The sequence below is a fragment of the Bdellovibrio sp. HCB290 genome (genome assembly GCF_047305925.1).
Taxonomy (GTDB): domain Bacteria; phylum Bdellovibrionota; class Bdellovibrionia; order Bdellovibrionales; family Bdellovibrionaceae; genus Bdellovibrio.
In genome coordinates, this window is sequence record NZ_CP178620.1 from 304,563 (window position 1) to 329,151 (window position 24,589).

21 protein-coding genes are annotated in these 24,589 nt (G+C 46.7%); 11 read left to right on the forward strand and 10 right to left on the reverse strand.

The features are described from left to right. The first annotated feature begins 42 nt into the window (after positions 1-42). Genes ACLVWU_RS01600 through ACLVWU_RS01610 form a run of 3 tightly spaced genes read left to right on the forward strand, consistent with a single transcriptional unit; the run spans position 43 to position 3,743 of the window. Positions 43-1,662: a peptide-binding protein gene (locus ACLVWU_RS01600; RefSeq protein WP_413576719.1), complete on the forward strand. Its 1,620-nt coding sequence runs from the start codon at positions 43-45 to the stop codon at positions 1,660-1,662. A gap of 24 nt (positions 1,663-1,686) precedes the next feature. Next, complete coding sequence (locus ACLVWU_RS01605) at positions 1,687-2,718, forward strand: ABC transporter permease subunit (protein ID WP_413576720.1); 1,032 nt, start codon at positions 1,687-1,689, stop codon at positions 2,716-2,718. Beyond that, positions 2,715-3,743, forward strand: a complete 1,029-nt coding sequence (locus ACLVWU_RS01610; protein ID WP_413576721.1) for an ABC transporter permease subunit — start codon at positions 2,715-2,717, stop codon at positions 3,741-3,743. Before ACLVWU_RS01605 ends, ACLVWU_RS01610 begins: the two co-directional genes overlap by 4 nt. Positions 3,744-3,802: 59 nt before the next feature. On the opposite strand, the gene ACLVWU_RS01615 is transcribed toward ACLVWU_RS01610, so the two are convergent. From ACLVWU_RS01615 to leuS, 4 genes are all read right to left on the reverse strand, one after another. After that, entirely contained in the window at positions 3,803-4,516 is a 714-nt protein-coding gene (locus ACLVWU_RS01615) for a BON domain-containing protein (protein ID WP_413576722.1), read from the reverse strand. Positions 4,517-4,662: 146 nt separating this feature from the next. Continuing rightward, positions 4,663-5,235, reverse strand: a complete 573-nt coding sequence (locus ACLVWU_RS01620) for a hypothetical protein (protein WP_413576723.1) — start codon at positions 5,233-5,235, stop codon at positions 4,663-4,665. A 260-nt stretch (positions 5,236-5,495) separates the two neighbouring features. Continuing rightward, positions 5,496-7,400 carry a biosynthetic arginine decarboxylase gene (gene speA, locus ACLVWU_RS01625; RefSeq protein WP_413576724.1) on the reverse strand — a complete coding sequence of 635 codons (1,905 nt, stop codon included), beginning with the start codon at positions 7,398-7,400 and terminating at the stop codon, positions 5,496-5,498. 65 nt (positions 7,401-7,465) lie between these two features. Next, complete coding sequence (gene leuS / locus ACLVWU_RS01630) at positions 7,466-9,871, reverse strand: leucine--tRNA ligase (protein WP_413576725.1); 2,406 nt, start codon at positions 9,869-9,871, stop codon at positions 7,466-7,468. Positions 9,872-10,345: 474 nt separating this feature from the next. On the opposite strand from leuS, the gene ACLVWU_RS01635 reads away from it, so the two are divergent. Genes ACLVWU_RS01635 through trmB form a run of 3 tightly spaced genes read left to right on the forward strand, consistent with a single transcriptional unit; the run spans position 10,346 to position 13,126 of the window. After that, positions 10,346-11,350 carry a diguanylate cyclase gene (locus ACLVWU_RS01635; protein WP_413576726.1) on the forward strand — a complete coding sequence of 335 codons (1,005 nt, stop codon included), beginning with the start codon at positions 10,346-10,348 and terminating at the stop codon, positions 11,348-11,350. A gap of 57 nt (positions 11,351-11,407) precedes the next feature. Beyond that, entirely contained in the window at positions 11,408-12,409 is a 1,002-nt protein-coding gene (locus ACLVWU_RS01640) for a cation diffusion facilitator family transporter (RefSeq protein ID WP_413576727.1), read from the forward strand. A 6-nt stretch (positions 12,410-12,415) separates the two neighbouring features. Then, entirely contained in the window at positions 12,416-13,126 is a 711-nt protein-coding gene (trmB, locus tag ACLVWU_RS01645; protein ID WP_413576728.1) for a tRNA (guanine(46)-N(7))-methyltransferase TrmB, read from the forward strand. Here trmB and ACLVWU_RS01650 read toward each other — a convergent pair. Next, complete coding sequence (locus ACLVWU_RS01650; protein ID WP_413576729.1) at positions 13,117-13,404, reverse strand: 2Fe-2S iron-sulfur cluster-binding protein; 288 nt, start codon at positions 13,402-13,404, stop codon at positions 13,117-13,119. The two genes, trmB and ACLVWU_RS01650, sit on opposite strands and share 10 nt — an antisense overlap. Positions 13,405-13,504: 100 nt before the next feature. On the opposite strand from ACLVWU_RS01650, the gene trxB reads away from it, so the two are divergent. From trxB to ACLVWU_RS01665, 3 genes are all read left to right on the forward strand, one after another. Then, positions 13,505-14,449 carry a thioredoxin-disulfide reductase gene (trxB, locus tag ACLVWU_RS01655; RefSeq protein WP_413576730.1) on the forward strand — a complete coding sequence of 315 codons (945 nt, stop codon included), beginning with the start codon at positions 13,505-13,507 and terminating at the stop codon, positions 14,447-14,449. Positions 14,450-14,464: 15 nt separating this feature from the next. Continuing rightward, a complete protein-coding gene (locus tag ACLVWU_RS01660; RefSeq protein WP_340598494.1) occupies positions 14,465-14,962 on the forward strand; it encodes a response regulator in 498 nt (165 codons plus the stop codon). A 147-nt stretch (positions 14,963-15,109) separates the two neighbouring features. Beyond that, complete coding sequence (locus tag ACLVWU_RS01665) at positions 15,110-16,387, forward strand: hypothetical protein (RefSeq protein WP_413576731.1); 1,278 nt, start codon at positions 15,110-15,112, stop codon at positions 16,385-16,387. Between the two features lie 39 nt (positions 16,388-16,426). On the opposite strand, the gene ACLVWU_RS01670 is transcribed toward ACLVWU_RS01665, so the two are convergent. Beyond that, complete coding sequence (locus tag ACLVWU_RS01670; RefSeq protein WP_413576732.1) at positions 16,427-19,501, reverse strand: efflux RND transporter permease subunit; 3,075 nt, start codon at positions 19,499-19,501, stop codon at positions 16,427-16,429. A 110-nt stretch (positions 19,502-19,611) separates the two neighbouring features. Here ACLVWU_RS01670 and ACLVWU_RS01675 point away from each other — a divergent pair, with 110 nt between their 5' ends. Then, a complete protein-coding gene (locus tag ACLVWU_RS01675; protein WP_413576733.1) occupies positions 19,612-20,394 on the forward strand; it encodes a hypothetical protein in 783 nt (260 codons plus the stop codon). On the opposite strand, the gene ACLVWU_RS01680 is transcribed toward ACLVWU_RS01675, so the two are convergent. The 4 genes from ACLVWU_RS01680 to ACLVWU_RS01695 all read right to left on the reverse strand — a co-directional run bounded on the left by ACLVWU_RS01680 (position 20,391) and on the right by ACLVWU_RS01695 (position 23,809). Then, positions 20,391-21,476 carry a hypothetical protein gene (locus ACLVWU_RS01680; protein ID WP_413576734.1) on the reverse strand — a complete coding sequence of 362 codons (1,086 nt, stop codon included), beginning with the start codon at positions 21,474-21,476 and terminating at the stop codon, positions 20,391-20,393. The two genes, ACLVWU_RS01675 and ACLVWU_RS01680, sit on opposite strands and share 4 nt — an antisense overlap. Before the next feature lie 92 nt (positions 21,477-21,568). Then, on the reverse strand, positions 21,569-22,405 hold the full coding sequence (locus ACLVWU_RS01685) for a PilZ domain-containing protein (RefSeq protein ID WP_413576735.1): 837 nt from the start codon (positions 22,403-22,405) through the stop codon (positions 21,569-21,571). Positions 22,406-22,574: 169 nt separating this feature from the next. Next, a complete protein-coding gene (locus ACLVWU_RS01690) occupies positions 22,575-23,237 on the reverse strand; it encodes an HAD family hydrolase (RefSeq protein ID WP_413576736.1) in 663 nt (220 codons plus the stop codon). 26 nt (positions 23,238-23,263) lie between these two features. Further along, a complete protein-coding gene (locus ACLVWU_RS01695) occupies positions 23,264-23,809 on the reverse strand; it encodes an OmpA family protein (protein WP_413576737.1) in 546 nt (181 codons plus the stop codon). A gap of 146 nt (positions 23,810-23,955) precedes the next feature. Here ACLVWU_RS01695 and ACLVWU_RS01700 point away from each other — a divergent pair, with 146 nt between their 5' ends. Then, complete coding sequence (locus ACLVWU_RS01700; RefSeq protein WP_413576738.1) at positions 23,956-24,579, forward strand: O-methyltransferase; 624 nt, start codon at positions 23,956-23,958, stop codon at positions 24,577-24,579. Positions 24,580-24,589: the final 10 nt, after the last annotated feature.

Genomic DNA, 24,589 nt, shown 5'->3' on the forward strand with positions numbered 1-24,589 from the left:
GAACTATTCAAATTCCCAGCGAAATTCTTTGGAGGAAACACAATGAATATGAAGGCTCTTCTGCTACTCATCATGAGTTCAGCTTTGACCGCTCCCGCTTTCGCAACTGCACCAAATGCATCTGCACCACAAGGCGGAAATTTCGTTATCAATCTTGGCGGTGAGCCACCTACAGTTCACCCAATCACCAGCACAGACACTTACGGATCTGCTGTTCAAGCATACGTTTGCGAAGGTTTGTTGACTCGTGATTCCGACACTTACGAGTGGAAAGCTCGTTTGGCGGAAAAATGGGAAGTTTCCAAAGATAATAAAGTATTCACATTCCATTTGAATAAAAACGCGGTTTTCCATGATGGCAAACCTGTTACTGCTGAGGACGTTAAGTTCTCTTTCGACGCGATCTTCAACCCAACTTACGAAGCCGCTCATCTTCGTCCATACTACGAAGGTTTGGCTAAAGTAGAGATCGTTGATCCACACACTGTTAAATTCTACGCTAAAGACTCTTACTTCAAAAACTTCGAGTCAGCGGCTGGTTTGACAATCATTCCTAAGCACATCTACTCCGACGTGGCTAAATCAAAAAGAATGAACCGCGAGCTTATCTGCTCTGGTCCATACAAATTGATGAAGTTTGACCGTGGTCAAATGATCCAGCTTAAGAAGTTCGACAAATGGCACAGCAATGCTGCTCCAGCTTACAAAGGCACTTACAACTTCGATACAATCACTATGCGTTTCTTCAAAGACGAGAACGCTACTTTGGTGAGAGCTGAAAAAGGCGAGCTTGATTACATCGACTTGCGTATCGAATCTTTCATGAAGAAAACAACTGGCCCAGCTTGGGGTAAAGTTATCATCAAGCACAAGGTTGCGAATGATGCTCCGAAATCTTTTGGTTTCGTAGGTTGGAATCAACGTAAAGAGCTTTTCCAGGACAAGAACGTTCGTTTCGCATTGGCTCACTTGCTAAACCGCGAAGAAATGAACAAGAAATTCCGCTATGGCATGTCTGATCTTGCTAACGGCGCAGTTTACATCAGATCTGAATACAACCCAGGTAACAAAGCTATCGAATACAACCCTAAGAAAGCTCAAGAGCTTTTGACTAAAGCGGGTTGGGCAGATGCTGACAAGAACGGTGTTCTTGAAAAGACTGTTAATGGCAAAAAATCTGAGTTCAAATTCTCTTTGATCTACGCAAATAAAGACGTTGAGAAGTATTGGACTATGTACCGCGAAGATTTGAAAAAAGCTGGTATTGACATGGAATTGAAGTACCTTGAGTGGAACTCATTCCTGAAATTGGTTGATGAAGGTAACTTCGACGCTGTGACAATGGGTTGGGGCGGTGGCTCCGTAGATCCAGATCCTAAGCAAATCTGGCACTCTTCCAGTGCGATCCCAGGCGGATCCAACTTCATCGCTTACAAGAACCCTGAAGTTGACAAGCTGATCGAAGAAGCTCGCGTTGAGCCAAACAAGGCTAAGCGTGTTGCGATGCTGAAAAAAGTATACGCAAAGATCGCTGAAGACGCTCCGTACGCGTTCCTTTTCAACGATAAGTATGAATTTTATGCAAATTCATCCCGCATGGGCATGCCTGCAGAGACATTCAAATACGAAGTTGGTAAAGACTACTGGTGGGTTAAACCTTAATAGTTAAATCTCGGGAGTAGGACCTTGTTCGTATACCTGATCCGTCGACTAATGCTAATGATCCCGACTTTTTTCGGGATCACAATTGTAACTTTTGTGCTCATCAATTTGGCTCCGGGGAGCCCTATTGAACAAAAGCTCCAAGCCATCCGCTTTGGTGCGGGTGCTGCTGGGGGCGGTGGCGGAGCATCCAGCGTAGGCGGCCGTGGTGACACGTCCGTCAACGAGGAAGTTATTGAGGCTTTGAAGAAGCAATATGGTTTCGATAAGCCAATGCACGTGCGCTATCTTATCTGGCTTAAAAATATCTCTCGCCTGGATTTCGGCGAAAGCTTCACTTACCAAGAGCCAGTCATTGACGTTATCAAAAGCAAATTGCCAGTCTCTTTGACCTTCGGTTTGTTCACTCTGTGTATCACTTATCTTGTGTGTATTCCTCTGGGTGTTCGTAAGGCCATCACAGCAGGGCAGGGCTTTGATAAAATCACGACATTGCTGTTGAACTTCACCTATGCGATTCCGCCGTTGATTCTGGGGATTGCGTTGATCTATTTTGCCGGCAGAACAAACTGGTTCCCTTTGGGTGGATTGCAGTCTGATGACTATGAGTCAATGACCGCTTGGAGCAAATTCCTGGATCGCGCTCATCACATGGTTCTTCCTTTGATCTGTTATACAATTGGTGGTTTCACCGAGCTTTCTATTCTTATGAGAAACTCGATGTTGGATATCATCAAGTCTGACTTCGTTCGTACAGCTCGTGCGAAAGGTCTTTCTGAAAAAGTTGTGGTTTACAAACATGCTCTTAGAAACGCTTTGATCCCAATCGCTACTGGTTTGGGTGGCTTCCTGGGTGTGTTCCTGGCTGGTTCCCTGATTATCGAGCAGATGTTCAACCTTGATGGTATGGGCTTGCTTGGTTATCAGTCGGTTTTGGCTCGTGACTACAATGTGATCATGGGTATTACGTTTATTTCTGCGATGTTGATGATGGTTGGTCGTATCCTGAGCGACGTTATCTACGTGCTTATCGATCCAAGGATTGATTTCAAATGATAGATCCAATTGAAAAACACCTTATTAAGAATGAGTTAACGCTTAAACGCTATAAACGCTTTAAGCGCGATCGCATCGCAGTCGTTTCCATTTGGGTTTTGCTTGCGATGTTTTTCTTCAGTTTCACTGCGGAACTTTGGGCAAACAATCGCCCGCACATCCTGCACTACAATGGCGAAACTTATTTCCCATTGTTTAAGGATTACCATCCGTCTGATTTGGGTCGTACCGATATCTACGTGATGGACTACCGCTCTTTGGAAATGAAAGAGGGCGACTGGTCAGTTTGGCCGGTGATCCAATGGGATCCATACGAAAGCAATAAAGCTGTTGAGACTTATCCTTCTGCGCCTACCAAGCAAAACTGGTTGGGTACGGACGAGAGCGGTCGTGACGTGATGACACGTCTATTGTACGGCTTCCGTTACACAATGATCTTCGCTATCGGTGCCTGGTTCTTCACATATCTGATCGGTATCACGATTGGTTCTGTGATGGGTTACATGGGTGGCCGTGTGGACTTGGTCGGTCAGCGTGTGGTTGAGGTTGTGGAATCCGTTCCATACCTGTTTGTCTTGATCACGATCATTTCGATTTTCACACCGAATATCGTTTTGTTGTCTGCGCTAAGTGCATTCTTGGGTTGGACAGGTATTGCCGCATATATGCGTGCGCAGTTCCTTTCATTGCGTAAGCGTGAATACGTTGAAGCAGCGAAATCCATTGGTGCGACTCATAAGCGTATTATCGCGGGTCACATCCTTCCGAATGCACTAACTCCGATTATTACTTTTGCGCCGTTTGCGATTTCCGCGAATGTATATGCACTTTCAATGTTGGATTATTTGGGTCTGGGACTGGTCCCGCCAACTCCATCATGGGGTGAAATGATGGCTCAAGCTCAAAAATGGGCAACTATCGCCGGCTGGTTGGTATGGGGTCCATTGATCGCGATGGTCGTAACCCTGACTCTATTGAATAATATCGGTAAAGCAGTTCGCGACGCTTTCGACGCGAAGATGTAAAAAAAGGGGCAACGTAAGTTGCCCTTTTTTTTATCCGCCGAAGCCTTGGCGAAGGCGGATCAGGGGCGACGATCAAATGTTCTTCTTCCGCCGAAGCGGGCATCGGCTTCTGATGATCTGTGAACTTTTAAATTGTTATTTACGTCGATCACGCCGTAGCAGTTGATGGAAATGTCCTCTGCGATGTAGCGCATTTTTCTTTCTGGTACGAAGCCGGATAAGGTGACCACTCCGTCGTGCACATCAACGTCAATGTCGCGGGCATCAATGTTTCGGTGCTGCGCCAAAACGTGGGCTAGTTCTTCCTGAATTCTGGAATCATCGCGGTGGTAGTCTTTCTGCGCGGGATGAAAATCGCGCTCTGTCCAATCTTGTTCTGCCATTTCGTGCATGCGGCGGTCTTCTTCGTAGTTAGAGCTTGAAACGAAATCGCGTGGCAGGGGACGATTGGCATCGTGACCGTAGCCCGAGTTGAAATCCGGAGAAGCGAATCGTTCGTGCTGACGGTTTTCATCAACGTTGTAAAACTTTTCGCGCGATCTGGTGGTTTCAAAGCTGGCACTGCGGCTTCTGTTATCGCCGCGATCGCGGTGAAACTCGCGTTCATTGCGGCTTTGTTCTTCATAGCGGTGTCGGGCCTCCGCGCGATTCAGGAACCTGTTTTCGCGTTGGGCAAGCACTTCGGGGGAGTATTGAACCACCCGGCGTTCGCGTTGAATGGATTTGTTTTCAGAATCTCGACGTCGTTGGGGATGATAGTTTGAACTTTGCATCTTAAACTCCTCGTCTTGATGAGTTCAGGATGACACAGATTTCGTCGCGCATCCCAACGGGGAGTGCGGATTATTTCAGAATACAACGCCCGACATTGATCCACGGTCGAATGTACTTATGACCATGGTGCGGGCAGCACCGTATTTTAGTGATGGCGATTCATTTTACAGAAAACAGCTGCGGCAACTTGTCCCTGTTTGTTAGAGGTGCTGCCAATGATGAATAAATTATTTTTTGAAACATCGCTGCGATATGAATAGCGAATATCGGTTTCATCATAGATGTGAGCCAGTTGAACTTCAGCCGGAGTTTCTGTCCCAGGACTTAGCTTGCCTCCGCCCTGAAGAAATCCGTCTTTCATTTCCTGGGCACTCATTGCGGCGTAAGGATCTTCCTCGTAGAAGAAGTTGAATCTGCCGGTGATGGCAATGCTGCCTGGGGTTTTCTCGAAAATAAAACCACCGTGGTGAGCTTTGTCGGCGCTATAGTGTGGGCTTAGGTGAAAGCACTTACCGGAGTATCCCGTAAGAGGTTGGTTGGCGAACTGACCACGCCCCTCGCGAAATCCGTCCACGATATTTAGCATTGGATCCGAGCAAACATCGCCGTTGCAAATGGAAGTGGGGTCGACAACTGGTCCTGCTGCAGGCTCTGCCTGAACCGCTGATCCCGTGATGGAACTAAGAAGAATAATCAAAGACGAGAAAAGGAATTTCATAAGGAATGCGCCCCACAGATGTTTGCTTATAAAAGCTTTTCAATCCGGCGGAGTATGGTCAAAAGGTACACGATAGGCTCAAGGTGAATTGGTATATGGTCCCGTCGGGGAGCTGGCTTAAGGGAGGGCTTTTTGAAGTTGGATGATGGCTTACCTTATAAGAGGGAAAAGAAAACTTAATAAGTCTAGCTCAGCAGTAAAACAAAAAAAGCCAACTCACGGTAATGAGTTGGCTTTGAAATGTTCATGCTTATTCAGATTTATTCGGCTTCTTCAAGGTAAGTGTAGCCGGAAAGACCTTCTTCGTAGTGCTTGATCAAAAGCTTCGCTTCTTGCTTCGTGATCGAGCCTTTTTGGATAGACTCTTCTGTTGCTTGACGAACATTATCCACCATTTCAGAACGGCCGTACTGTACGTAAGATAGAACTTCAGTCACTGTGTCGCCTGGAACATAGTGGTCAATTGTGTAACCTACGCCGTTCAAGGAAATGTGAACTGCATCTGTATCACCAAACAGATTGTGCAAGTCACCCAGGATCTCCTGGTAAGCGCCAGTCAGGAATACGCCCAGGTAGTACTGCTCGCCATCTGTGTATTTGTGAAGGCGGATGGTGTCTTTTGGTTCACCAGAATCTGTGTCGATGAACTTCTCAATCACACCGTCAGAGTCACAAGTCAAATCCGCAAGAGTCGCTTCACGCGAAGGCTCTTCGCCCAAGCGGTGAATTGGCAACACCGGGAACAATTGACCAACGGCCCAGGAATCCGGAAGGGATTGGAACAAAGAGAAGTTCGAGTAGTATGTGTCGCACAACTCTTTAGACAATGCTGCGATGATGTCTTCAGTGTCTGGAACTGTTCTTGCCAGTCTCACCATTTTTGTTGCGATAGTGAAGTACATGGACTCACACCATGCACGTTGTTCAAGTGACAAAACGCCGTAAGTGAAAAGCTGCAAAGTCTCGTTCTTGGACTGCTCAAGGTCATTGAAGCACTCGTTGATGTTATCTTTGTTCACCTTTTCGTAAATGTACTGCATGTCTTGCATGATCGAAGGATCAGACTTTGTTGCAGGACGTGGCGGCTCTTCGCGGTGAAGATCATTCATACCCAATACGTTGAAAACCAAAACGGAGTGATGGGCTACCAGGAAGCGACCAGACTCAGTCACGATATTTGGATGTGGGATGTTCTTTTCATCACAAAGAGTTTGAACTGTGGAAACGATATCATTCGCGTATTCTTGTTCAGAATAGTTCACAGAACTGTCAGAGTGACCTGATCCATCGTAGTCGATACCAAGACCGCCGCCGACATCAAGATACTTAAGGCCCGCGCCCATTTTGTATAGCTCAACATAGAAACGAACGCCTTCTTTCAAAGAAGACTTGATAGATTGGATCGCTGGAACTTGAGAGCCGATGTGGTAATGCATCAGCTCCAGGCAATCAAGCATGCCTTCAGCTTTAAGATATTCAACGCCGTCAACGATCTCAGTTGCAGTCAAACCGAACTTAGAACGTGCGCCAGAAGAATCAACCCATTTGCCGGCACCTTGAGTATTCAATTTGGCGCGGAAGCCGATTTTTGGACGTGTGTTGAACTTCTTCGCCACGTCGACGATCATTTTTAGTTCTTCTTTACGGTCGACAACGATGATCGTGTTGCGACCCAGTTTTTGAGAAAGAATTGCTGTCTCGATGTATTCAGCATCTTTAAAGCCGTTACAGATGATTAGCGCGTTTTCAGTGCTCATCAAGGCAAGTACCACCAGAAGCTCTGGTTTGGAACCGCACTCAAGACCCATGCTGTAGTCTTTGCCGTATTTAACGATCTCCTGAACCAGGTGACGTTGCTGATTTACTTTGATCGGGTAAACGCCGTTGTAAGCGCCTTTGTAGCCATGATCGGCAAAAGCTTTTTTGAAGCAGCCGTTCAAAAGCTCAACGCGTGATTTGATGATGTCAGGAAATCTGATCATGATTGGAACGCGGATACCGCGGTCCAAAAGATCTTGAGTCAATTCGTGAAGATCCACTGAGGGACCACTTGCACCCATTGGTGTAACTGAAACAGTTCCCGTCGAATTAATTCTGAAATAACCGTTGCCCCAGTTGTTGATACCGTAAAGCGCCGCGCTTTTTTCAGGACTCCAATTAGACATCTTCGTTGGCCCTCGCATCCCCGGTTTTCCCGGAGTTGTTATGCTAGGGCCATCAGAAGATCGCCCTAGGCTTTGATAATCAAATTCAAAATCTTCCCAGCTTTGTAGATCACTTTATCAGGATCTTTGCCGGAAAGTGCAGAATTAACACCAGGCACGGCTTTCGCCGCAGTCAGTGCTTCCTCTTCAGAAGCAGCAACTCCAATTTCGATCGTGCCGCGCATTTTGCCATTCACCTGCACGCCGATTGTCACAGTGTCATCAGCGCAAAGGTTACTATCATAACTTGGCCATGGTGCCAAAGAGCAAAGTCCTTGGCCGCTCATTTTTTCCCACAATTCTTCAGCCAAATGCGGAGCAAATGGCGCCAGAATCTGAGCCAGCGGCTTTAGAGCCAATTCAGAGCGGCAGTCGGCCTTGTAGAGGTCATTTACCAGGATCATCATCGCCGCAACCGCTGTGTTAAAGCTCATGCTTTCGATGTCTTCAGTGACCTTTTTGATCGTTTTATGAAGTAATTTCTCAATCGCTGGTGGTAGAGCTTCTTTGGTCGCAACATAATTACCGTCGTCAGAAACAACCAAGCGGCTTACACGGTCCAAGAAGCGTTTCACACCGTCAATGCCAGTTGGCGACCACGGTTTATCCGCCGTCAAAGGACCCATGAAGCTGATAAATGTTCTCAAGGAGTCAGCGCCGTGAGTTTTTGCAACGTCTTCAGGTGAGATCACGTTTCCACGGGATTTAGACATCTTTTGACCATCTGGTCCCAGAATCATCCCTTGGTGAGCCAGCTTTTGGAAAGGTTCGTCGTGAGTCACAAGACCGCAATCGAAGAGAACTTTCATCCAGAAGCGAGAATACAACAAGTGACCAACGGTATGCTCAGGTCCGCCAACGTAAAGGTCTACAGGCATCCAGTATTTTTCAGCTTTCGCATCAAATGGAGCAGCGTCATTATTTGGATCGATGTAACGAAGGAAGTACCAGGAAGAACCTGCTGCACCCGGCATAGTGTCTGTCTCGCGACGACCTGTTTCGCCGTTTTTACCTTGGTAAGTGACCCATTCATGAATTTTTGCAAGGGGAGCCTCGCCAGTTTCAGATGGTTCATAGTCGGCAACTTCGGGCAAAACTACAGGAAGTTCATTGTACGGAACGCCAATTTGTTTTCCGCCCTCAAGATTTACGATTGGAAACGGCTCCCCCCAATAACGCTGGCGGCTGAATAGCCAATCGCGAAGTTTGTATTGAACCTCGCGAGTTCCCAACTTTCCATTTTCCAAGTGCGCGATCATTTTGCTGATCGCTTCGTTCTTAGAGAGGCCATTTAGGAAATCAGAGTTAACAAGTTTACCATCGCCCTCGTATGGCAAAGTCTCGCCGCCCTCAAGAACGCGTTTTACAGGAAGATTGAATTTAGTCGCAAATTCGTGATCGCGGGCATCATGACCAGGCACCGCCATGATCGCACCAGTTCCGTAGTCAGTCAGAACGTAGTCAGCGATCCAAATTTCGATTTTTTCGCCATTGATTGGATTGATAGCATGTGCGCCAGTGAATACGCCGGTTTTTTCGGTCGTGGCTTTGCGCTCGACTTCGGATTTGCGGGAAGTCGCAAGTACATAGTCTTCAACTGCCGCATGCTGAGGTTGAGTCGTAATGCGTTTCACCAAGGGATGTTCTGGCGCCATGACCATGAAAGTCACGCCAAACAAAGTGTCTGGGCGAGTCGTGAACACTTCGAAGGAAAGATCGTTTTCGTCTTTAACCTTGAAAGTAACTCGAGCACCTTCGGATTTGCCAATCCAATTGCGCTGCCCCTCTTTGGTGCGCTCTGGCCAATCAACTTTATCCAGGTCGTTCAATAGACGTTCAGCATAGTCTGTGATTTTAAGCATCCATTGTTTCATCGGAACGCGAATCACCGGGTGGCCACCGCGCTCGGATTTTCCATCGATTACTTCGTCATTCGCCAAAACGGTTTTAAGTTCTGGACACCAGTTCACCGGAACTTCTTTTTGGTAGGCAAGACCACGTTCAAAAAGCTTCAGGAAAATAAATTGAGTCCACTTGTAGTACTTGGGTTCTGCCGTAGAAATCTCTCGACTCCAGTCAAAACTAAATCCAAACGACTGCAAAGTTTTGCGGAAGCTCTCGATCGCTTTCTCGGTCGTAATTGCGGGATGGATTCCAGTTTGAATGGCATACTGTTCTGCTGGCAATCCAAACGCATCGTAGCCCATGGGGTGAAGAACATTAAAGCCCTTCGCGCGCTTGTAGCGGGAAACGATATCCCCAGGAGTATATGAAGCCATGTGCCCAATATGCAGCCCCGAACCCGAAGGATAGGGGAACATGTCCAGTGCATAGTACTTCGGCTTGGAGGATGTCGCTTCAGCTTTAAAAGCCTCTGCATCCGCCCACTTTTTCTGCCACTTCTTTTCGATCTCAGTAAAATTCAAACTCATAAAAACACCCCAAAAAAGGATCAATTCAGATCCAACATAACTATCGAAAAACCCTCAACATTTCAACGAGAAACCACCTCATGACCGATACCCCCAGCGTGACCACAAACTTCACGACAAAACCTCAGGCTTCTCCAACTGCATTTCTCTTCAAATTATTACCCCGAGTTGAATCCTATTGAGTCTAATAACCAGGTAATTCGCTCCTCCCCAAATTCCTTGAGGAGCCTGGTGGGTGGGAAGGGGGAGCTATTTGCAAGTTCCGCAGCGAGCCAAAGGTCAGTGTTGGAAACTCTGAACAAAGTCGAGCGAGGACTGTCCGAAGCAAATAGCTCCCCCCTTCCCACCCGCCAGGTGACCCAACGAAAGCCCAGAGGGAGGGGCAAAAACAACCCAGTACATAAGACTGAATTTTGGACTCAACCAGAGCGGACATTTAACCGAAGAGAACGTCAAAGTTATACTGGTGTGTAGATGAGTAGTGGTTTTGAAACTGGTAATAAACATCCGAAAAGTCGCCGTATTCTAGTAATCGACGACGATCCCGACAGTTTGGAAATTCTGTTGGAGCCTCTCCGTTGGGAAGGCTACGATGCCCGTGGTGTGACGACTGAAAGTGAAGCGCACAAGCTGATCGAGTCGTGGATTCCTCACGTGGTGATTCTGGATTGGATGGCGCAATCGATGGCGGGTCTTCGTGTTTTACGCACGATTCGCGAACGGCTGTCGCATGTTTCCTGCGTATTCGTCTCTGAAAATTCCCATACAGAAGCCATTATCGAAGCCCTGGATTCAGGTGCGGACGACTACATTGTAAAACCTTTTGTTCCCTTGGAACTTCTGGCGCGGATTCGCTCGCAGCTGCGTATCCGGGATCTTCACGAACAGTTGTTGTTTGCGAATGAAAAACTAAAAGAGATGGTAGATACAGACGATTTAACAAGTCTGTACAACATGCGTTCCCTTTATCAGCGCCTGGATTTTGAGATGGAGCGTGCGAAACGCTTTGGTCGTGATGTCTGCGTGGTGATGATGGACATGGACTATTTCAAAACCGTAAATGACGGTCACGATCACTTGTTCGGAAGCTTTGTGCTGTCTGAAGTGGGCAAAATCATTCGTGCCTGCACCCGGAATATTGATATCCCGGCCCGTTACGGTGGAGACGAATTCCTGGTGGTATTGACGGAGACAAATCACGAAGGGGCGATGCATTTCTGTGAACGCCTGCGTGAAAATATCGAAAAGACGACTTTCAAAAATGGTGACGACTCCATCAAGCTGACCGCTTCTTTGGGATTCGCCATCACAGTCCCGGGGGAAAGCATCAGCGCCAAGGAATTGGTTCGCAGAGCCGACCATGCGCTTTACGATGCAAAACGCCGTGGACGCAACCAGGTCTGCCACTATCATCCGGAAGAAAACAAGGTGGTCGAAATTTTGCCGCCAGCCTTGAGCCGTAAAAAAACCGCAAGCTAATCATTGCTAAATTATTTATTCATTGACTCGCCAAGAGGGATTTATGAAAACCCTCTTATGGTCACACAATCCGTAACTGCCTCTGATAAAGTACGAAATCGCGCCGCGTGGGTGTCTGCGGTGGCAAGTATACTGATTTTTGCGCTGAAGGTCGCGGCTTACCGAATGACCGGCTCCGCAGCGGTGTTGTCAGATGCTTTGGAAAGTATTGTGAATGTGATGGCCTCCCTGGTGGCATTGTATGTGATCCGTATTTCTGCGCAGCCAGCAGATCGCGAACATCCCTATGGGCATGGCAAGGCCGAGTATTTTTCAGCCACATTTGAAGGCGGCCTGGTGTTTTCAGCTTCGATTCTGATTATCTATGAATCGGTGAGGGCTTTGATTTTCCCTAATCCGCCACAAAAACTTGAAATTGGGATGATCATTGTTTCAGTGGCAGCTTTGCTGAACTTGTTGCTGGGAATGTATTTAAAGCGGGTCGGTAAAGTGCATCAGTCAGATGCCCTAAAAGCCAGCGGTGTGCACGTGCTGTCGGATGTAATTACAACGGCAGGTGTGATCGTCGGTTTGGGCCTGGTTCTATTGACGGATATTCAATGGATTGACCCAGTCATCGCTATCTTGATCGGTTTGCAATTGGCCTGGTCAGGTTACAAAATAATCCGCGAATCCCTAGGTGGATTGATGGATGAAATCAGCGAATCCTCCCTTCAGGATCTGGGCCAAGCCTTGGAACAAAATCGCCGACCGGGGGTTATCAACATTCACCAATTGCGTATAATGCGTAATGGACGTTTTCATCACGTGGACGCCCATATGGTAGTGCCGGAGTACTGGGATATCAGTAAAGCCCATGGCGAAATCCAGGAGTATGAAAAGTCGGTGGTGCAGGATTATGTTTTTGATGGGGAGCTCGCTTTCCACTTGGACCCTTGTAAAAAATCCTACTGTTCCGAGTGCGATATGCCTGATTGCCCGATTCGTTTGCATCCATTCCAAGGGCGCGTACCATTCACGGTGAAAAGCTTGACCGCCGAGGTTCCAGAGTCTAACTAGTGGGGCATGACAGACGCCTCTATTTCCACGAAACGCAGAATCAATGTAACTACCGATCTTCCTCATCAAACTGACTACACGTTGGCTTTGAATGGGGAGTATTCTCACATCGCTTTTGATGAGATGCGTGTTTTGGCTAATAAAGGCAAATGGCGTTCTGACGTTTTCAAAGTTGATGCGAATCTGCCGATGGATTTGGAAGTGGGCACTGGCAACGGAACTCACTTCGCCCATTATGCACAAAAGAATCCCAACCGTATGGTTGTGGGCTTGGAGCTTAAGTACAAACCGTTGATTCAAACAATCCGTCGTGCTGATAAAGCAGGTTGCAGAAACGCCGCTGTTGCGCGTTTTCATGCTTTCAATCTGACTGATATTTTTGAACCAGGTGAGATTGATAACGTCTTCATTCACTTCCCGGATCCATGGACTTCCCCTAAGAAGCCTAAAAATCGTTTTGTTCAAAAGTTGAATTTGGATTTGTTGTTTGATCTGCAAAAGCCGGGTTCGATCATTGAATTCAAAACGGACTCTTTGGTTTATTTTGATTGGGCGATGGATGAAATTCGTCAAAGCAAATACAACATCTTGTTCGAGACTCGTGATTTGCACAATTCTCCGATTAAAGCTGAAAACTTTGAAACAGCTTTCGAGAAAATCTTTTTGCGCGAAGGTATCTTGATCAACTTCGTGCGTTTACAAAAGCCTCACCAGTAAGTTGCGTCCACAGTGATGTCGCCTAAAACTTCGACCTGGCAGCTGATTCGGCTGTCGGGGGCGACCTTTTTGGTTTCCCTTAAGAACTTTTCTGTCTCATTTTCCGGCGAAAGATTTTCGGCCCCGGAAACGATCTGAATGCGGCATTTGGCGCAAACTCCGTCTCCAGAGCAACTAGACGCGACTGGCAGCCCGCCTTTAAGCAGGGCATCCATGAGATTGGCTCCCTTTTCAACGATGACGGGAGCTCGGTTTTTCTTAAAAGAAATCACAGGCATGCCCTATTGTAGCTGACGCGGTCCAAAACAAGCAAAGAAGTAATGAAAAGGGTCCTAATTGTGTTAGGCTTTAAGCGTTTATTTCCAAGAGGGTATTACTATGTCTCAAGATCAAAAAGTAGAAAACGTCATCATCATCGGCTCAGGACCTGCGGGTCTGACATCGGCTATTTACACTGGCCGTGCAAATTTGGAACCTCTAATGATCGAGGGTGAGGAAGCCGGTGGTCAGTTGATGATCACAACTGAAGTAGAAAATTATCCTGGTTTTGATCATGGCATCACAGGCCCGGATTTGATTTCCGTTATGAGAAAACAAGCCGAGCGTTTTGGTACTCGCTTCATCACTCGCAATGTGACGAAAGTGGATTTTTCGGCTCGCCCGTTCAAAGTGTGGATCGGTGAAAAGCTTCACTTGGCAAAATCCATCATCATCTCTACAGGCGCGAGTGCGAAGTACCTGGGTTTGCCATCTGAAAAAACATACATGAACCGCGGCGTGTCTGCGTGTGCAACTTGTGACGGCGCTTTCTTCCGCAATCAGGAAATTATCGTTGTTGGCGGTGGTGACACCGCGATGGAAGAAGCACAGTTCCTGACTCGCTTTGCGACGAAGGTTTACGTTGTTCATAGACGTGATCACTTCCGTGCTTCCAAAATTATGGCGGAAAGAACCATGAAGCATCCAAAGATCCAAGTGATTTGGGATTCTGAAGTTACTGAAGTTATGGGTGACGGTAAATCCATGACTGGGGCCAAAGTTAGAAATCTTAAAACGGGTGAAGTTCAGGACATGAACGTTACGGGTTTGTTTATCGCCATCGGCCACAAACCAACGACGGATTTGTTCAAGGGTATTTTGGATATGAACGAAACGGGTTACCTGGTAACTCAGCCAAACACGACCTATACAAACATTCCTGGTGTATTTGCTGCCGGGGACGTGCAAGATCATGTGTATCGCCAGGCGATCACAGCAGCAGGTACGGGATGTATGGCGGCTATTGATGCTGAACGTTGGTTGGAATCTCAAAGCCATCACTAATATTTTGGGGAATCTATGAAGGATAAACGCATTAATACCAAGGATTTGGTTAACAAGATCGAAAAAATCACCAAGGCTCGTATTGCGAGTCAGGACGTGGTTGATCTGGACCAATTCCGCGAAGCCAAAAAGAAACTGGATCCGAAAATTATCCTGGTCATCGAAGATGACGAAACAATGCGTTCCGCGATGAAAAGAATTCTTGAGAGTGAAGGCTATGTGACGAAGCTTGCTGCTGATGCCACGGAGCTTTCGACAGTATTGGATGATCATCCGGTTGATTTGATTTTGTTGGACGTCGGTCTTCCTTGGGTAAATGGTTTTGAGCTAGCTCAGTTGCTAAAAGAGCACAAAGATCTTAAGAAAATTCCACTGGTCTTTGTGTCGGGAAAAGCCTCTGAAGAAGATATGAAAAAAGCTTTTGAACTGGGCGCTGACGATTACATTAAAAAACCGTTTGACGTTGATAAGCTTAAAAAAACCGTTGAGACGCTTCTAAAACTAAATCCATAAAAGTTAAGTATAATTTGAGTTGGAAAGGCTGGCATTACGTCAGCCTTTTTCCGTTTTGGACACATATAGTTTCTAGTCCAGATTTTAGTTTCACGACCTACCAGGGATCTGCATAAAAACATAACCTTGTTATATCAAGGAGAAAATATGAATCGGTTTTTTGGTAGTGTTCTGGCATTTGCAGCCGTCGTAGGTTGCGCCCATAAAGATACAACTTCTTTTGAAGTAGTTCCTTCGCAAACTTCGGGCGTATATCTTAAAGAAGGCGAACGTGCGCCAGCAAGTGCTCCGCAAATTGAGTGGGTACGTGGTTCGTTATCTTTCAATGTGACGGGGGCAGTTCCTGAGGGTTCAGTTACTCAAGAAGTAAAAGTAAATCAGGAAATGATCTGGATGGAAACAGAGTATTTCACGGATACACGTTCTGAGGAAAAGGACTTTGTGGTTCCGGGAACTTGCTCTGATTTCAAATGTTCTGCGGGCGCCGGTAAGAGTGAATTGTGGGATGCGTTTTACTCTGCAACGGGAGAGAAAAAAGCAGCTGCTCTTGATCAGGCCATTTCAGGTATCGGCATTGTATCTGCAAAGAACCTTGTTGCTAAAGGTTATTTTAAAAGCAAGCCAAGATCATGGGATGAGTTCACACGTGAGATTCAAACTGCGGCAAGCGGAGACGTAATCAAGAAAAGTGTTGCAACTATGGTTGTCGAAAACAACCGATATGAAAACATCACGAAGCTTGGTTATGGTTCCAATTCTTGCCAGGAAGTAAAAAGAACTTGTGATCTTTACATCACTAAAATAGTTCAGGTTCCTTTCCAAAACACTCGCGAAGTTCCAAGACGTCGTATTGTTGAAACTAAGACATTTAATGTAACAGTAAATGTTTCCGGTTCAGTATTGCTGCCGGATGAAAAAGACACTTTGGCGATTAAAGTTGATCAAAATGGAAAAGTTGTCGATCTTGAATCCAGCGGTTACAACAACTATGCGATTGCAAGTGAGTCAGTTACAGGCCAAAACGTAAAAGTAGAGGTCAAAGCAGTAAGTCGTATTCTGCGTCCACTTTCTAATAACATGATTCGCCAGGAATCTTATGTCTTGGTGGCTGGTAAGCCGACATTTATTTTGGATATAGATCCTGCGATGATTCCAGGTAAAGAAGATCCAAACGCACAGCTGGTACTTGATTACACCGTAGAAGTTTGTGAATACGGTTGGACGGGAACTTGTGGCTGGTCTGAATGGAAAAAATCCAAAATGACAAGTTCAGTGATTAATGCAGCTCGCACAACGATCGTGACTGATGTGCCACGCAAACATAAATCACAGATTCAGTATCGTGTAACTCGTAAGAACAGTATCTATTTTGATAGCAAAGGTTTGAACGAACGCGAAACTGATGAAATCAAAATGCCAAAGTAAGGCAGAATAAAAAAAGCCCGGGTTGCCCCGGGCTTTTTTTTAAAGCTCGACTTCTTTAGTGCGTTCAAGTGGTGAAAGCATCAGATACAACGCTGGAACCACGAACAGTGTTAACAGTGTAGAGACGATCGTACCGCCGATAATCGTCAGACCCATTGGCAGGCGGGTTTCAGCACCAATGCCGGATCCAAAGACCAGGGGAGTGGCGGCGGCAATTGTCGCAACCGAAGTCATCAGAATTGGTCTTAGGCGTACAGGGCAGGCATCGATAAGCGCTTTCACTACATTCTTCTTATCTTCTTTATTCTTATGCCGAACCTGATTGGTGAATTCCACCAGCAGGATCGAGTTCTTTTTTGCGATCCCCATCAGAACAATCAAACCGATAAAACTGAAAAGATTCAACGAGACGTCAAACATCCAAAGCGCAATCAAGGCCCCGCTTACGCTGAAAGGTAATGCGACCAAAACCGAAATCGGATGGATGAAAGAGTTAAACTGTACGGCCAGGATCAGGTAGGCAACAAGGATGCCGATGGCCAGCGCCGAATAAAGACTCTTAAATGATTGCGCAAATCCGGCAGAGGCTCCTTCCAATGCAAAGGAGTATCCCTGCGGCAGAATCTCTTTTGCGATTTCGGAAGTGCGTTGCAAGACTGCGGCTTGCGACTGCCCTGAATATAGGTTTCCGAAGACGGAGATCGCCCTTTGGCGATTTACACGAGCGATGCTTTGAATAGCGCCGGATTCCTTGATATTCACCAGTTGCGACATCGGAATCAGATTGCCGAAATTGTTTCGGACGTAAAGCTTTCTGAAGTCTGCAGGTTTTTGAATCTGGTCTTCTTGAATTTTGAATCGGACATCGTAACGACGGCCATCAGCAGTGTAGCGGCCTTGGCGAAGACCGCCCACGCCTGCCTGCAGAAGCTGACCGACGGTTTCAATGGAAACTCCGCGATCAGCCATGGCTTTACGATCGGGAGTCAGGATCAGTTCTGGAATTCCAGATCGGAAATCAGTATCCAAATCGACAGCAAGCTTTTCATGAGTCAGACGTTCCATCAGCTCTTCGGATTTTTTTTGCAGGACTTCAAGATCAGGCCCACGAAGATTAATGGCCAGGGGATTTTGACGACCGGATGAAAGATTTCGGGCCGAAACGTCACGCATGGAGATGCGGACTCCTTTGACGGCCTTAAACTGAGCGCGCAGATCATTCATCACCTGTACGTGGCCCACAGAGCGTTCCGTACGGGGGTGCAGGGTCACGGGAATAAAGAACTGATTTACGTTGGCAGAGCCGCCTCCGCCGCCAATAGAGGTGACGAATCCCTTCACGGCTGGGTTCTTGTGCAGAACTTCTTCAACTTTTTTGGCGATTGCATCTGTTGCTTCCAGCGATGTTCCCGGCGCGGCCTGTCCATTGATCACGATGAAGTTTTGATCCTGGGCTGGAACGAATTCCTGACGGACGTGAGTGATTAAAACCAACGATACGACAAAGAACACCAGGGAAGTAATAACGATCACATACTTCCACTTAAGAGTGGATTTCAATACTCGCTGATAAGCATGGGAGAAGTTTTCAAAGATCACATCCAGCTTGTGTTCAAATTTTGAAACTTTCGGTTCGCTACTTAGGAACGCTGCAGCCCGCATCGGGGTGATAGTCACGGCTTCCAGCAAAGACAACAAAACGGCTGCACACATCGTGACACCGAATTGGAAGAAGAACTTACCAATAATTCCATCCATGAATACGACCGGCAGGAATACCGCCACAACGGCAAGGGTTGCCGCAATCGCAGCCGGCAGAACCTCTTTGGATCCATCAGAGGCCGCTTTAGCCGAGCTTTTGCCCATTCGGTAATGGCGAATGATGTTTTCCAAAAGCATGATGGCATCATCGACCACGATGGAGATCGATAGCGTTAATGCTAAAAGAGTGAATAGATTCAGGGTGAAGCCTGAGAAATAAAGAATCGTAAATGTACCGACAATGGAAGTTGGAATCGAGAATAAGATATTAATCGCAGCAGGGATGCTGCCCAGGAACAGGAAGCAGATCACAATCGTGATAAGCGCGGCGACCCATAGCTTTTCCAAAGTCAGGTGGACCGTAGCTTCCGTGGAGCGTGTGTAGTCTACATTGATGCGGTAATCATAGCCTTTGGGGAAGCTGTCTTTGATTTCGGCAAGTTTGGCTAAAACGGCGTTAGCCACTTCAACTTCATTTGTTCCGCGCTGTTTGCGGATTTGCATCGCCACCGCCTGGCGTCCTTCAAAGCGGGCGATACGGCGGACATCAGACAATCCGTCTTCGACGCGGGCAACGTCGCGAATATAGATGGCGCGTTCCTGGATTCTTTGGCCACCGCGATTTAGGATCTGAATATCGCTAACTTCTTTGACATTGGAAGCTTCACCCAACCAGCGTACGCGCAACTCACGGTCTTTTTCAGTGAATTGTCCTGCGGCACTTTCAATATGCTGACTTGCAAGGGCCGCGACGACATCGTTTACGGTCAGATAGTTTTGCTCAAGCTTTTTGATATCAAGCCAGATGCGCAGATTTCTTTCGCTGAAACCGCCAATGCTGACCTCACCAATTCCCGGCAAGAAGCGCAACTGATCCAAAAGGTAATTGTTGGTCCAATTCAGCATGTCCTTCAGCGTGGCATCCCCGTAAACAGAGACGATCATGATCGGATCTTCCTCGGGATTTTGCTTTCGGACTACGGCGGGATCGACTCCTTGAGGAAGTCTTAATTGAGACAGTGCTGTTTGCACTTCCTGTAAAACAACATCGACGTTACGGTTGATGTCGAATTCCAAAGTAACGGTGCCGGCTCCTTGACGGGCCGAAGAGCGCATTTCTTTGATGCCTTCGATGGCCAAAAGACGTTCTTCGATAGGATCGACAAGTTCTGCTTCGACGATTTCCGGTGCGGCACCCTCGTAGGTGACCGAGACGCTGACCACGGGGAAGTCGACGTCTGGCAACTGACTGATTCCCATGCGATTCCCGCAGATGGCACCGAATACGATAAGAGCGAACATGATGACCCAGGCGAAAACGGGTCGGCGAATGGATAGATCAATCAATCCCATGGAATCCTCCGGAAGTCTTTAGCATCCCCCAGCGGTTTGGGGGGATCAATATTTATTCCGGGAATAAGCTTAGGCGAACAAATTGCATTGATTTGCCTTGGGAGACTGAGATGAAATTAAAGCAAATTTGGCTTTCAATTAGAATAACACTAATTGTCGCTGTCGTTTTGTTAGACAGCGGGCATGCCTATTCTCAGTTTCAGGAGCAGACTTCACAAATGGAAGTCACCATGCTCCAGGATCAGGGTTTTCAAGCTTGGAAGTGGCAGGAGTCTGACTGTGAAAAATGTCAGATTATGCTGATTCCGACCTCGGATGAAGTGCGCACCATCAAAGTTAGAAGATTTATTCAGGCATTGGCGATTAATAAAGAAGAACTGCAGAGAATTTATAAAATCAGCGGTGACGAGTACACTCTACTTGCTCATATTTCCGTGGGAATTTTGGGACGCGAATCTTTGTTTGGAGAAAGCTCCCGGTACAAACTAAAAGAAACTTTACCGTGGTTGGTGACGGCCGCGAAAGTTTCCAAAGCTTTTGCAACAGGAACGAGCGTGACTCCGAACAGTCGGGGTTTGACGCAGATTAAGTTTTTGCCAGCGGTAGTTACGGAAAGATTTGGAATTACATCAGAGAATCTGGATATTCCGGAGAACGCTGCGATTGCAACAATGGGATATTTGATCGAAGCATTGGCTCAGTTGAAAAATCGCATCAAAACTTACCGTCTGGAACACATCACGCCTGACAAGTATGCTGACTATCTTCCGTATATTTATTTTGGTCGCAGCAAAGCGATCATCGACAAATCTGCCAGACCAGAGCAAAACGCCTATGTTCAGGCGTTAAAAAAATATATGAATATGATCGAGGTCTTCGAGCGGAAGCCTTAGTCGGCTACCGTCATCCCGGAAATACATTTTGTATAAAGGCTGGTTCCTGAGAACGGCACGCTGTCTGCGCGCGTGAGCGTTTTGGTGCTGGAATTGAACGAAAACTTCTCGATGCTGTTGGCAAGAACAGTTGCGCCATTGGCAACATAAACGGCGCCTGATTGGGAATCGTAGGCCATGGCAGACATTCCTCTTACGACAGAGGCGTTTTCGTAAGCTTTTGTTGCTCCGGTAATTGTTCCGGAAGTCTCATTCACATCATAGGCGTAAATATAGTCCTGGGCGGCTGTGCTGCTGGAGTATGCGACCAGTAGATAGCCGGTATTAGGAGTGGATGTTGAGGGAATGTAAACCATTGCCGTTGGAAATGTTGTGGTTGCCGGTGCACTTACTGCGGATGAACAATCGGCATTTGTGGAGTAGCCGTTTACGTTGTTGATGAATACCACGCGGTTATTTGGTGTGGTCGCTGCGTGCGCAAAGATATACTTAGAGTTAGGTAGGGCGACAACTGCAGATATCAAAGTATTGTTGGCGGTTCCGCAGGATCCACCAGCAGGCGCGTTGATGAAAGCATTGGCACCGACAGTGACTCGGCCCTTGCTGGAGCTGATTTTTTCTGCAGCGACACTTTTGGCGATAAGCAGACCACCATCGGCAGCGCGCACCATATTTCGCACAACATGAACATTGGTGTTTGTCAAAATAGTTGAATCACTAAGGTAGGTGGAGAACTGATTGCTGCCCTTCATGCTCACTAAGTCAATGCGACGAGCATAGCTTGTGCCATTTTCTACTAACACCAGCAGGTTCCCATCATCTGACTTAAGGACGCTTTGTGGACGGTCCGCTGAATTAACGGTGTTGTAGTCCATGAGGACTTCATCGACAACTCCTGTTTCCAGATGAATGGCGCTTACTGTGCGAGAGGGAGTTTCAGAAGTTAAACCGCTTCCTACATAACATGATCCAGAAGTTATATACAGTCGGCGACCCGTACTTGCAGATTCAATCTGCTGCTCGCAGGCACCAAGACCGAGGGACAGGATAACCATCAATGTATTTAAAAGCAGATTCTTCATGAACTCTCCTAAACGCGCTTCACATTGAGATCGGAGAGTTGTTAAGAAATCTTTAATTAAGATTATTAAATATATTTGGATTTTGAAGGGGACTACTTACCTTCGCTGCCTTGGGCTTTAATGTAGGACTTAAGTAGGGCATCAAGCTTGCGAGTCATATCCCCATCTTGTTCGATGAACATCAAACGTCGGGGATCCGTCATATCGCCCACAATTTTTGCCCGGAACAGCAGGCGTCCGCGGGTCGTGTTCTTTTCATAAGGATTCACAATAATCAAATCAAAGGGAACATTCAAAAAGTCCCGTGGGATTTCCTTCTCTAGTTGAGTACCGCTAATGGAAATATCTTTGGAAAAAGTTCGGAACGTTTTCGATTTTGAAACCAGAATGATCTCGATTTTGAAGTTATGACGTGTATCTTTTCGACGATCTGTATCCTCATTGCTGGATTCGGAGTCTTCGTAGATCTTCACCTTCTCAGGGGGGGCGACTTTGTTGATTTTGGAGAGGTCTAAGTCATCGCCATTGAAATCATGGTGATAGTAGCCGTAATCGATGGATTCATTTTTCTTTTTTACCGGATCGCCTGCGCTGACCTTGGTAAAAAGACCAGACATGGTAATCATAGTGCCGGACCTGGTTTTCTCAGAGTCATCGACCTCGATTACAGCGGTGCTTTCTGAATCCACTTCTGGCGGAGCCTCTTTCGGTTGAGGTGGCTTGGTCATCACAAAGTAATTCTGTCCTGATTTAAGAAAGTCTTTGATGGAAGTCCAATCCGGCCAGCCTGGGGTCCAGATAAAGAACTTCGCATGATCATTTTTTTTCAAAGACAAAAGGAAGACCTGGGATTGGACAACAGACATTGGCTTTGATTGAGTTTTATTTTCGGCGTCGTAAAACAGCCAAACTTTACCTTGGGTCTTCATACTAAAACTATCGGATTATGGGAAACGTACTTAAGTTGTTTGGTCCGAATAAATTAAATCCAGCGGACACAGTGAGCACTTTTATAAATACGTCTCAAAAAGGGAAACCATTGCCTCGTAAATTTAAAAGGAGAGATGGTCTGGAACAGATCTTTAAGAGGATCCTACATTAGTTACCGGGAAATATTGTTCGCAAATGCTCAGGCAATTGCGAATAATTCTGCAGGAATGCCCGTGGTTCATATCTTTCGAGTACTTCGGGTGCGGAGTAGCCGAATTGAATTGCTAAAGCAGCAACTCCAGCTCGTTGTGCAGAAACCATATCCGGAATTCCGTCACCGATCATAAGAGTGTTTTTAGGTGTGCGATCAGCAAGTTTCATCATGGTATTTAAAGGCAAAGGACTGGGTTTTCTTTCTTCCAAAGAATCAGCCCCAAAAATTTCAACCCACGGAAAGCGGTCCAAACCCAGATGGTTGATAATTCTTTTTGCCGGACCTACGCGCTTATTTGTGATGATTGCAATAGGGCCGTTATATTCTTTTAGAAAATCTTCAGCACCAGGGTAAATTCTGGTTCTATTCAGCATTTCCTCTTCGTAAATTTTCAGAAATTCCATTTCCAGATTGATGATGTCAGCAGGCTCAAGATTGTCGTCGATGAATAAGTCAGCAATTAGTTTTTTAACGCCTTCGCCAATGTGGGAGATAATGACTTGATCACGTAAAATAGGTTTGTGGTGATTCTGAAGGGTACGATTCACCGCAACGATAATGTCGGGCGCAGAATCAATCAACGTACCATCAAGATCAAAAACTAAAAGTGGCTTCATAGTCACGAATCTATCGCGATTTGGCCCTATCGTACAATCTCAAAGTCCACGCGGCGGTCAGCCGCGGCCTGAATTTTTGTGCCGGGAATGACTGTATTCACGGGACCCACTCCAATGGCTTCCAGTTTATCTGCGGGTACTCCCTTTGAAATCAGATAACGTCGTACGTTTTCTGCTCTTTGCTGTGACAATCGCATGTTGCGGGAGTCATCACCGCTTGAATCAGTCACTCCGCTGATGCGAATTTTTTGAAAAGAACCCAGGGATTTATTGATCTCGGCCGCCATTGTGTTCAGAGCATTCTTTGAAGAGGGGGTGAGTTCCGCACTTGCATATTCAAATCGAACATTTTTTGAAAGGGCGGAATAGCGAACACTGTTACGAAGATCGTTTCCTGCGTATTCGTGCAGACTGGATTCGGGAGGAATTGTTGGACTGGCTTTTACCGGCCGCAGAACGTATTCATCATCCTTGCTGGATTTTGAAGCGCAGGCTGTGGTTCCGGCTAAGGCCAGACTCATAAGGAATTGGATGGCTAATTGCGTGCGTTGTTGAGAAATGCCAGAAATCATTTGATCCTCCGTGATCGCGGATTGCTGTCTCTTTAAGGTTAGGGGGCATTTCTGGGTCTCGCAAATTAACTTCCTGTTAACTTCTGGACGGACTCGTGAGAGAGTGAGGCATGCGTGAATCAGTGCTTTCAAACAGAGAAGAATATTTGAGTTCCCTTTTTAACAAAGAGAACGAAACCAAAAAACTATCGCGTCAATTTGCGGAAGAGTTGGGCTTGGCCCGAATCAGTATATCTGCTGCCGAAGCACAATTGGCGCACGTGCTGGTTAAGATGCACGGTTGTCGTAAGTTTGTGGAAATTGGCACTTTGACCGGACTGTCGGCGCAGTATTTCTTTGATGCGTTGCCAGTTGGCGGGGAGTTGTGGACTTTGGAGAAAGATCCTGAGCATGCACGTCGTTCGGCAGAGGTTTTTTCAAAGCTGGATCAGTCTTCCAAAAAAATTCATCTGGTGGTCGGTGACGCCCGCGAAGAACTGGTGAAGCTTGAAGGGCAAGGTCCCTTTGATGGAGTCTTTATCGACGGCAATAAAGCGGCATATCTGGATTATCTGCTGTGGGCTGAAAAGAATTTGCGCAAAGGTGGCCTGGTGTTGGCCGATAATATCTTTTTAAGTGGAGCTGTTTGGGGCGAGACCACGACACAGAAGTTCTCGGAAAAGCAAATTCGCATCATGCGTGAATTCAATGAACGCCTGGCGAATCCGGATCTTTATGAAGCGGCGATCGCACCGACATTTGAAGGACTTTTTGTCGCAATCAAAAAATAACCAGTGGATC